Below are 9,802 nucleotides of genomic sequence, written 5' to 3'. Positions count from 1 at the left end.
AGCCTCGCCTGACCCCGATCCGCCTCGCCCACCGAACAACTCCAACCCGCATCACATTGGAACGGCTACCAAGCCCAGACGAATCGCGCCTATAGACCACGCAACGAAAAATGAGGGGATTCCTGAGTTCGGAGCCTGATAAACTCCGCGGCTATAGCGTAACGCCCCGAAAATGGCGCTGTGATATACTGTTCGGCGCACCTTCCGGGGGGCGTGTGTGCATGTCCGAAGGTAGCCGGTTCGCCGGCAGCCCAAAGACACACGCGCCCGACTGTAGCCGGGTTATCAGCCCCCGGAAGCGTGCCGCGCCCTGATAAGCCGAGCTCGCTCCGGCCACAGCTCGCTACAGGAGCACCCTGATTATGGCCAAGCCGATCCCTCTCGTCCGCGATCTCACCATCCTGCTGCCGCGTGCACTGGCCAGCGGCAAAGAGGCACAATTCGCCCGCCGCGTTTTGTCGCGTCAGGGATGGGTGTTCCGTCGCGAGCCGACGCACTCCGGCGCGATGGTCTGGGCGGGTTCCTGGTACCCGCCCGAACTGTCCGCCGAATTGGCAGCCAAGCGGCCGTCGGCGATCATTATCCCGTTCCCGAAGAGGCCGGGGCGGCAGTCCCCACGGTAGGCCAGCGACCGCGGCTACCCGTGGCGCCGATAGGCCGAGGCCCGTCGGCGCCTTATTGTGCCCGGTGTTCCGGACAGGCAGGGCGCTGGACATGAGCCCGGACGCCACCCGGCCCGGTCTCGAACAGATACGAGTCCCTAGCGAGTCCCCGAAAGGTTCAAATCGGACCTATTTCCAACTAAATATCTGCCGGGTGAGGGATTTGAACCCCCGACCTTCGGTTTACAAAACCGCTGCACTACCGCTGTGCTAACCCGGCCCGCCGCAGCGATAGCGCGCCGCGAGGCCCCGCTCAACCGCGGCCGGGGCCGTCCCTCGGCGGGGCAAGCCGCCCGGATCCGGCCCTGGCCGCACGCGCGGCCCGCCGCGCCGGCTGCCCCCCGGCCCCAGGGTCAGGCATGGCCGATGGTCCCGAAGGTATCGCGATTCGTGGTGCGCACCACGATGGCGAAGAGCCGCAAGGCATCCGGGCCGCCCTGGTCGCGGAGCGTTCCCTGCTCCATTTCGGCGGCCAGCAATTCGGCATGCTCCGCCAGGGTATCCGCCGCGCGGCGCATCGCCTCGCGCGACAGGGCAAGCTGCATTTCGTCGGACAGGCTGTTCCAGTCGGCCGGCATGAGGTCCACACCTTGCGCCGTTCTGGCGTTGTTTACCACATCGCCCGGAGTGGGCGACCGGGCCGACAATGAGGGGCCTCGGATTAACACGCTGTTGCCGCGCCCGCCTGAATTTGCTGCATCTACAGCGGAAAACGAAACGATATCTCAGGCGCCGGCTGCCGCCCTGGCCTCAGGGCGCGGCCTGACCGGCGGCGGGGCGCCGGCGGGGCCGGGCAGCGGGCGCCGCCGGGTGGGGCTGGCGCCGGGCCGCGGCGGGCTCCCCGGCCTCGGCCGAATCGGTGGCGGCGCGGCGCTGGGCAGGCAGGACCGCCCCCTGGCGCGGCCGGGCCGCGTGCCAGCCCCGCACCTCGGCCCAGATATCGCCCGGCTCCGTCTGCAAGGGCGGGCGGGGCGGCGCGGCGGGAACGGCACGGGCCGACCCGCCCTGCCGGTTGCCCTGCGCCAGGGCCGGCCCGGCCAACCCCAGCGTGGCGGCCAGCAGCAGGAAAAGGCATGCAACGCGCATCCGGAACCTCCGGGCGCCTCTTTGGCAAACCGGCGGCACTCGGGGCAAGCGGCATCTTGCAGGCGGCACGGCGCCGCTCACAGCGGCCGCGTGCCGCACCAATCGGCAATGAAGGCGGCGATGGACAGCGTGGTCTTCCTGAGCTGCTCCAGATTGGTGCGCTCGTCGAAGGCATGCGCCCCCTCCCCTTTCGGCCCGTAGCAGAGGCCGGGGATGCCGAAATACCGGCCGTAGAAGCGGGTGTCGTTCACCGCCGTGCTGATGCGCGCCGGCAGCTCTGCGCCGAATACCTGGGCGTGCGCCGCGGCCAGCACCTTCTCCGCCTCCGTCCCCGGCTCCAGCATATAGCCATCGGCGAGGAAGCCGTGCCATTCGACGGTGGGCGGGTTGTTGGCGAGGAAATTGTCGCCCTTCGCCGCCTCGGCGATGCAACGTTCCACGCCGGCCTGGGCCTCCGCCACCTCCATGCTGGGCAGCAGGCCGATGCGGCAATCCACCTCGCACCAGGCCGGCGTGCTGCTGGCCCAGTCGCCGCCGCGGATGATGCCCGGGTTGAATTTGATCGGGCTGTCGATGTCCTTGTAGAGCGCGTCGGATTTCGCCGCCTCGTTCAGCCGCACCGTATGCGCCTGCAGCGCCTGGATGAGGTGATAGGCGGAGAGGATGGCGTTGGTGCCGATCTGCGCCTCCATCACATGCACCGGGACGCCGCGCACCTTGATGCGGAACCAGAGGGTGCCGGTATGGGCGCGGGTGATGGTGCCGCCGGTCGGCTCGGTGATCAGCGCCGCCTCCGCCCGGTAGCCGCGCACCAGGGTGGAGAGGGCGCCATTGCCGGTGCTCTCCTCCTCCGTCACCGTCTGCACATGCACATCGGCGGCGGGGGCGAGGCCGGCGGCCTTCAGCGCATCCATGGCGAAGACCATGGCGGCGACGCCGGATTTCATGTCATGCGCGCCGCGGCCATACATCCAGCCATCCTTGATGGTGGCGCTGTAGGGCGGGTAGGTCCACATCTCCACCGGGCCTTCCGGCACCACGTCGATATGCCCCTGCAGGATCAGGCTGCGGCCGGTGGGATTGGGGGCGCGCAGGGTGGCGACCACCTGCACGGAATTCTGCGGCCCGACATCAACCATCGGGCTGGCCTTGGGGTGGGCAGGCAGCGGCACGTCCGCCAGGGTGTAGCGGTCCACCCCGTAGCCCCGCGCCGCCATCTGCCGCGCCATCCAGTCCTGCAGCGGCGCTTCGTTGCCGCGGGTGGAGGGGAAGCGGACGAGATCCGCCAGGAAGGCGACCTCGGCCTCGAAATTGGCCTCCACGGCGGCGGCAAGGCGGGCGAGCAGGGCGGCGTCGGGCATGCGGCATCCTTTGCGGCAGGGCGGCGCAGGCTCGGCCGGGCTGGGGCGTGGGTCAAGCAGGGTGATCGGGGCTTGGCCCGCAAGCCCCCCGGCAGGGGGCGCTGCCCCCGTTGGCGGCAGTGCCGCCAACCCCCGCCGGGGGGGTGGTCCACCCCCCGGACCCCCGGTGGGAGCCTTGGACCGTCTGCAGTCAGAGCCGCGCCAGGGCGCCGACCGTGATCGGCTTGTAGGGCGCCCGCGGCCGGTAGAGACCGACCGTCTCCGCCGTGCTGCCGCGCGCCTCGGCGATCAGCGCCGCAACGGTGGTGCCGCAGAGCCGCCCCTGGCAGGGCCCCATGCCGCAGCGCAGATAGGCCTTCATCTGGTTCGGCCCGGTGGCGCCGAGCCGCGCCGCGGCACGGATCTGCCCCGCCGTCACCTCCTCGCAGCGGCAGGCGATGGTGGTGTCCGGAATCGATGCCGGCGCCGGGGCGTAGAGCGCATCGAGGAAGGGCCGCAGCGCCAGCGCCTCCCGCCGCCGCCGCAGCCAGGGCCGGGCGCGGCCGGCGAAATCCTCGGCGGCAAGCCGCCCCAGCCGGCGCGCCGCGTCCAGCGCCGCCAGATGCCCGGCCGCCACGGCCGCCTCCCAACCGCCGATGCCGGCACCGTCGCCGGCCACCGCCACATTCGGGTGGGAGGAGGCGCCATAGGCATCCACCGCCGGATGCCAGCATTGCTGCACCGGGTCCCAGCGCATCTCCAGCCCCAGGGCGAGGGGGATATGGGTCGCCGGGATCACCCCCTCATGCAGCAGCAGCGTGTCGCAGCGGGCGCTGCCGCCCTCCCAGGCGATGCGCTCGACGCGATTCCGCCCCTCGGCGCGCAGCCCGGTGACGGCGCAATGGCGCGGGATGGCGCGGGTTTCCGCCAGCAGGCCGAGCCCCTTCGCCAGCAGCCTGCGCCCGGCCCAGAACCCGCCCTTGGCCAGCGCGGCCCGCCGGCGGCCGGGCGGCGTCGTCTCCAGGATCAGCACCGGCGACGCCCCGGCGCGGCCGAGCTGCGCCGCCAGCAGATGCAGCAGCGGCCCCTGCCCGGCCAGCACGGTCCGCCCCACCGGCACCATGCCGGCGGTCTTCAGCAGGATCTGCGCCGCGCCGGCCGTCATCACCCCGGGCAGGGTCCAGCCGGGAATGGGCACCGGCCGCTCCTGCGCGCCGGTCGCCAGCAGCACGCGGCGGGCGGTGAGGTCCGGGGCGCCGTCCAGGGAGAGATGGCCTTCTTCCGGGTCCAGGTGCCACAGCGCGGTAGCGGGGTGATAGGCGATGGGCGCAGCGCGGAAGGCGCGGGCCAGCGCCAGCCCTTCGGCGTAATCGGGGCCGAGGGCGGGGTCGCCGCCGGCGCGCTCCACCCCGCGGAAGATCTGGCCGCCGGGCGCCGGGTTCTCATCGATGACGGCGACGGAGAGGCCCAGCGCCGCGGCCTCGATGGCCGCCGCCATGCCGGCCGGGCCGGCGCCGATGATGGCAAGGTCGGTGCTCATCCGCCGAAGGCCACCCGCGCCCCGCGCTGCCGGGCGATGCGCATGCCGGGCGCGACCGGCACCAGGCAGGCCTGGCGGTTGGCGGTGCCGTCGATCTCCGCCAGGCAGTCGAAGCAGACGCCCATCATGCAGTAGGGCAGGCGTGGCGCGCCGCTGACCGGCGTCTCGCGGATGGCGTCCGCCCCGGCCAGCAGCACCGCGGCGGCGGCGGAGGCGCCTTGCGGCACGCGCAGCGGCGCGCCGTCCACGAAGACCTCGACCATCGCGGCGTACGGCGCTGCCTGCGCACGGCTTCGGCGCCCGGCCTCGCCCCCGCCCGGCGGTGAGGGGAAGGCGTCCGATGGCGTTGCCGGACCACCCCTCCGGTCCTCGTCCCCACCCGGCGATGACCGGAAGGCGCCGGACGGCGCTTCCGGCCCACGCCCCTGCTCTTCGCTTCCAGCCGGCGGTCGGAGGGTATCCAATGGCGTTGCCGGACCATCCCTCCGGTCCTCGCCCCCGCCCGGCGATGACCGGAAGGCGCCGGACGGCGCCGCCGGCCCACCCCTTCGGCCCTCGCCCTCGCCGCGCGGCGCGCCGAAGCGATCAGGACGCAGCGCGAACATCGAACCTCCCGGCGGTGAAGGGCTCCAGCGCCGGGTCCAGCGCGCCGGCGGCGATCATCGGCGCCAGCAGATGCGCATGCGCCCCCGCCAGGGTCACACCGCTATGGCAATTGGCGGTGAAGGCGCCCGGGTAGCGGGCCGACTGGTCATAGATCGGCAGCCCATCCGGCGCCATGACGCGCAGCGCCGACCAGGCGCGGACGATGTTCAGCCCGCCGATCCAGGGGAAGGAGAGCACGGCGCGGCGGGCGATCTCCCGCATCACCTCGGGCTTCTGGCGGAGGTCGAAGCCGACCTCCTCCATGCTGTCGCCCAGCATCAGGCTGCCTTCCTGGGTCTGGCGGATGGTGGTGACGGGCATCGGCAGCAGCGCCGCCGCGCGCTCCGTCACCAGCACCTGGCCGCGCTGCGGGCGGACCGGGGCGGCAAGGCCGAAGAGCGGCGCCAGCTCGGCATTGCCGAGGCCGGCGGCCAGCACCACGCGCGGCGCGGCGAAGCGCCGCCCGCCCGCCGCCACCGCGAAATCATGCGGCGCTGCCTGGCCCTCCGTCACCTTCGCCTCCGGCACATAGGCGCCGCCGGCCTCCACGAAGGCGCGGTGCAGCGCGTGCAGCAGGCGCAGGGGATTGGCGTGGCCGTCATAAGGGGTCCAGGAGGCGCCGGTGACGCTGGGGCCGAGGCCCGGCAGCATGTCCCGCAGCTCCGCCGCCCGGAGCATGCGGTAGTCGAAGCCGGCATTGCCGGCCTCCGCCCGCATCCGCGCCATGCGGGCGGCGCGCGCCTCGAACTCGGCCTCGGAGAGGCAGAGATGCACGCCGCCGGGCTGCGCCAGGCCGATATCCGCCCCGGTGCGCTCGGCCAGTTCCGCCGCCAGCCCGGGCCAGGCCCCGGCCGAGGTGCGGGTCCAGCGCTGGTACCAGGGCGCGCCCAGCCCCTTGGACTGCACCCAGACCAGGCCGAAATTGCCCCGGGAGGCGCGGTAGGCCACATCGCCCTCATCCAGCAGCACGGTCGCCAGCCCCTGGCGCTGCAGCCCCCAGGCGATGGCGGCGCCCACCAGCCCGCCGCCGATGACGATGGCGTCGAAGGAGTCGCTCTGCATCCGGCGCATGGGAGGCTGCGGGGCGGGCGGCGTCAACCGGGCCTTCCCGGCGGGGCGCCGCCTATTGCGGCTCGATGCCGAGGGTCTTCACCACGCGGCCCCAATTCTCCACCTCGGCGGCGAGGAAGGTGCGCAGCCGCGCCGGATCCTCCTGCCGCACGCCAAGCCCCTGGGTGGCGAGCTTCGCCTGCAGGTCGGGCTCGGCCAGCACCTTGCCGATCTCGGTGTTCAGCCGCTGCACCACCTCGGGCGGCACGCCCATGGGGCCGGCCAGCATGAACCAGACGGAGAGGCCGAAGCCCGGCAGGGTCTCCGCCACGCTCGGGATCTCCGGCGCCAGGGAGGAGCGCTCGGCGGTGGAGACGGCGAGCGCCCGCACCCGCCCCTCCCGCGCCCAGACCAGGGCATCGCCAAGGTCGGAGAAGGTGTAGCTGAGGCGGCCGAGGGCGGTGTCGTTCAGCGCCTCCGGCTGGCCGCGATAGGAGATCTCCGCCACCTCCAGCCCGGCCATATGCGCCATCATGGCGCCGACGATCTGCCGGCTGGGCGCGCCATGGCCGAAATTGAGCTGGCCCGGCCGCGCCTTGGCATAGGCGATCAGCTCCGCCAGGCTCCGCACCGGCAGGCGGGGGTCGCAGACCAGCAGGTAGGGCGCCTCGGCGATCAGGGCGACGGGCAGCAGGTCCCGCACCGGGTCGTAGGAGAGGCCCTTGATCATGTGCGGCGCGCTGGCGCCGGTGGAGACGCCGACCATCACCAGCGTGTAGCCATCGGCCGGAGCAGAGAGGGCGGCGCGGATGCCGATCTGCCCCTGCCCGCCGCCACGGTTCTCGATGACGATCGGCTGGCCCAGCCGCTCCGAGAGCTGCGCGGTATAGAGCCGGGTGAGGATGTCCGTCTGGGTGCCGGGCGGGAAGGTGACGATGACGCGGATCGGCCGGTCCGGCCAGGCGGCGCGGGCGGTGCCGGGCAGGGCCAGGGCGGCGGGCAGGCCGGCCAGCAGGGCGCGGCGCGAGGCGTGCGGCATGACGTTCCATCCCGATTGATCGTTGCCGATGAGGCTATGGGGTGGCGGCGGCCGTGGCAACGTCCTCCCTCCCCGGCCTGTGGAGAAGGGGCGGCCGGCATGGCGGCTTTCTCCCTCCCTCGCCTTGCGGAGGAAGGTCGGGGGTGCGGCGTGGCGGGCGACCCGGGCCCCGCGCCCACCCCCGACCTTCCCCCGCGAAGCGCGGAGCGGAAGGGAGCGAGGCGGTTGACGCGGCGGCGTCTGGGCGCAAGCTACGGCCAACCCCGGGAGACCCGTGATGAGCCCGCTCGACCAGCCGCCGCCGCTCCGCAACAGCGACCTCGACGCCGCCCTGGCCGAGGCGCATGAGGCCTACACCAGGGCCCGGCCGAAGAGCGCCGCCATCCACGAGAAGGCGCGGGAGGTGATGCCGGGCGGCAATACCCGCACCGTGCTGTTCTACACCCCCTTCCCCACCGCCATGGTCCGCGGCGAGGGCTGCCGGCTCTGGGACGCCGATGGCCGCGAATACCTGGACCTGCTGGGCGAATACACCGCCGGCCTGTTCGGCCATTCGGAGAAGCGCATCCTGGACGCGGTGAAGGGCGCGCTGGACCGCGGCATCAACCTGGCCGCGGTGGGGGAGAAGGAGGCGCAGCTCGCCGCGCTGATCGCCGGCCGCTTCCCCTCCGTCGAGCTGGTGCGCTTCACCAATAGCGGCACCGAGGCCAACCTGATGGCGCTCGCCGCCGCCCGCGGCTTCACCGGGCGGGTGAAGACCATGGTGATGCGCGGCGGCTACCATGGCGGCGTGCTGACGTTTGCCAGCGAGAAGAATCCGGTGAACGTGCCGATCCCCCTCGCCTTCACCGACTACAACGACCCGGAAGCGGCGACGCGGGACATCCTGGCCGAAGGCGACCAGCTTGCCGCCGTGCTGGTGGAGCCAATGCTGGGCTCCGGCGGCTGCATCCCGGCGAGGCGGGAATTCCTCCAGGCGCTGCGCGACGCGACGAACAAGACCGGCGCCGTGCTCATATTCGACGAGGTGATGACCAGCCGCCATTCCGCCGGCGGGCTGCAGGCGCGGCATGGCGTCATCCCGGACCTGACCACCCTCGGCAAATACATGGCGGGCGGCATGAGCTTCGGCGCCTTCGGCGGCCGGCGGGACATTATGTCCGTATTTGACGGCCACAGGCCCGGCACCCTGCCGCATGCCGGCACCTTCAACAACAATGTCTGGTCCATGGCCGCGGGCTGCGTGGCGATGGGCGAGATCTTCACCCCCGCGGCGGCCGAGGCGCTCTGGGCCCGCGGCGAGGCGCTGCGCCTGGCGCTGAACGGGGTGGTGCAGCGGGCGGGGGTCGCCATGCAGTTCACCGGCCTCGGCTCCATGGTGAATGTGCATTTCCGCACCAACCCGATCACCGGCCCCTACAAGCCCAGCCCGGCCGAGGACAAACTCCGAGAGTTGTTCTTCTTCGACATGCTGGCGGCCGGCCTCTATTTGGCGCGGCGGGGCATGGCGGCGCTCTCCCTGCCCGTGACCGATGCCGATTGCGCCCGCTACGTGGCCGCGGTCGAGGAATTCGTCGCGGCCCGGAAGCCCCTGCTCGGCGGCGCATGACGCATGCCATGCGGGGGTGCTAGGCTGCCGCCATGTCCGATCGCCCCCGCCCGACCAATCGTGGCCCCCGCCGCACCTTGCTGCTGACCGGCGCCTCCCGCGGCATCGGCCATGCGACGGTGAAGCGCTTCTCTGCCGCCGGCTGGCGGGTCATCACCGTCTCCCGCCACCCCTTCCCGGAGCAATGCCCCTGGGAGATGGGGCCGGAGGACCACCTCCAGCTCGATCTGGGCGACCCGGCCCAGACGGCGGCCGCGATCCCCGAGATCAAGGCGCGGCTGGCGCCGGAGGGCGGCCGGCTGGATGCGCTGGTGAACAATGCCGGCATCTCGCCGAAAGGCGCGGGCGGCGCCCGCATGGGCACCATCGACACGCCGCTCGAGGATTGGCAGCGCGTCTTCCAGGTGAATTTCTTCGCCCCCATCCTGCTGGCGCGCGGGCTGGTGGAGGAGCTGCAGCGGGCGCGGGGCGCGGTGGTGAACGTCACCTCCATCGCCGGCAGCCGGGTGCATCCCTTCGCCGGCGCGGCCTATGCCACCTCCAAATCCGCCCTGGCGGGGCTGACGCGGGAGATGGCGGCGGATTTCGCGCCGCTCGGCATCAGGGTGAACGCGATCTCGCCGGGCGAGATCGATACCTCCATCCTCTCGCCCGGGACGGAGAAGATCGTCGAGGAGCAGATCCCGATGCGCCGCCTGGGCAAGCCGGCCGAGGTGGCGCAGGCGATCTACTTCCTCTGCACCGAGGCCAGCAGCTACGTGAATGGGGCGGAGCTGCACATCAATGGCGGGCAGCACGTATAGCGTTCCCCACGGCGGCGCCGGGCAGGCG

10 protein-coding genes and 1 tRNA gene are annotated in these 9,802 nt (G+C 72.5%); 3 read left to right on the top strand and 8 right to left on the bottom strand.

Annotated elements, in window-relative coordinates; translation table 11 throughout:
* The first annotated feature begins 362 nt into the window (after positions 1 to 362).
* A complete protein-coding gene (locus E5N76_RS10080; protein WP_149537154.1) occupies positions 363 to 623 on the top strand; it encodes a hypothetical protein in 261 nt (86 codons plus the stop codon).
* Positions 624 to 810: 187 nt separating this feature from the next.
* Here E5N76_RS10080 and E5N76_RS10075 read toward each other — a convergent pair.
* From E5N76_RS10075 to E5N76_RS10040, 8 genes are all read right to left on the bottom strand, one after another.
* A tRNA-Thr gene (locus E5N76_RS10075) sits at positions 811 to 882 on the bottom strand.
* A gap of 133 nt (positions 883 to 1,015) precedes the next feature.
* Complete coding sequence (locus tag E5N76_RS10070; protein ID WP_149537153.1) at positions 1,016 to 1,240, bottom strand: hypothetical protein; 225 nt, start codon at positions 1,238 to 1,240, stop codon at positions 1,016 to 1,018.
* Positions 1,241 to 1,412: 172 nt separating this feature from the next.
* Positions 1,413 to 1,748 carry a hypothetical protein gene (locus E5N76_RS10065; protein ID WP_149537152.1) on the bottom strand — a complete coding sequence of 112 codons (336 nt, stop codon included), beginning with the start codon at positions 1,746 to 1,748 and terminating at the stop codon, positions 1,413 to 1,415.
* A gap of 77 nt (positions 1,749 to 1,825) precedes the next feature.
* Positions 1,826 to 3,109: an ArgE/DapE family deacylase gene (locus E5N76_RS10060; protein ID WP_149537151.1), complete on the bottom strand. Its 1,284-nt coding sequence runs from the start codon at positions 3,107 to 3,109 to the stop codon at positions 1,826 to 1,828.
* A gap of 190 nt (positions 3,110 to 3,299) precedes the next feature.
* Positions 3,300 to 4,628, bottom strand: coding sequence for an FAD/NAD(P)-dependent oxidoreductase (locus E5N76_RS10055; RefSeq protein ID WP_149537150.1), 1,329 nt, complete (start codon positions 4,626 to 4,628; stop codon positions 3,300 to 3,302).
* Positions 4,625 to 4,891, bottom strand: a complete 267-nt coding sequence (locus E5N76_RS10050) for a (2Fe-2S)-binding protein (protein WP_149537149.1) — start codon at positions 4,889 to 4,891, stop codon at positions 4,625 to 4,627. Before E5N76_RS10050 ends, E5N76_RS10055 begins: the two co-directional genes overlap by 4 nt.
* 322 nt (positions 4,892 to 5,213) lie before the next feature.
* Positions 5,214 to 6,335 (bottom strand): NAD(P)/FAD-dependent oxidoreductase, encoded by a 1,122-nt coding sequence (locus E5N76_RS10045; protein ID WP_149537148.1) that lies wholly within the window; start codon positions 6,333 to 6,335, stop codon positions 5,214 to 5,216.
* A gap of 61 nt (positions 6,336 to 6,396) precedes the next feature.
* On the bottom strand, positions 6,397 to 7,362 hold the full coding sequence (locus tag E5N76_RS10040; protein ID WP_149537147.1) for a Bug family tripartite tricarboxylate transporter substrate binding protein: 966 nt from the start codon (positions 7,360 to 7,362) through the stop codon (positions 6,397 to 6,399).
* 277 nt (positions 7,363 to 7,639) lie between these two features.
* On the opposite strand from E5N76_RS10040, the gene E5N76_RS10035 reads away from it, so the two are divergent.
* Together E5N76_RS10035 and E5N76_RS10030 are read left to right on the top strand one after the other, a co-directional pair.
* Complete coding sequence (locus E5N76_RS10035; RefSeq protein ID WP_149537146.1) at positions 7,640 to 8,971, top strand: aspartate aminotransferase family protein; 1,332 nt, start codon at positions 7,640 to 7,642, stop codon at positions 8,969 to 8,971.
* A gap of 32 nt (positions 8,972 to 9,003) precedes the next feature.
* Positions 9,004 to 9,774, top strand: a complete 771-nt coding sequence (locus E5N76_RS10030; protein WP_149537145.1) for an SDR family NAD(P)-dependent oxidoreductase — start codon at positions 9,004 to 9,006, stop codon at positions 9,772 to 9,774.
* Positions 9,775 to 9,802 lie beyond the last annotated feature (28 nt).

It is taken from the genome of Siccirubricoccus phaeus (genome assembly GCF_008360935.1).
In the GTDB taxonomy this organism is placed as follows: Bacteria; Pseudomonadota; Alphaproteobacteria; order Acetobacterales; family Acetobacteraceae; genus Siccirubricoccus; species Siccirubricoccus phaeus.
Note: the sequence above shows the minus strand (reverse complement) of the source record. Positions and strands in the feature narration are given on the sequence as shown.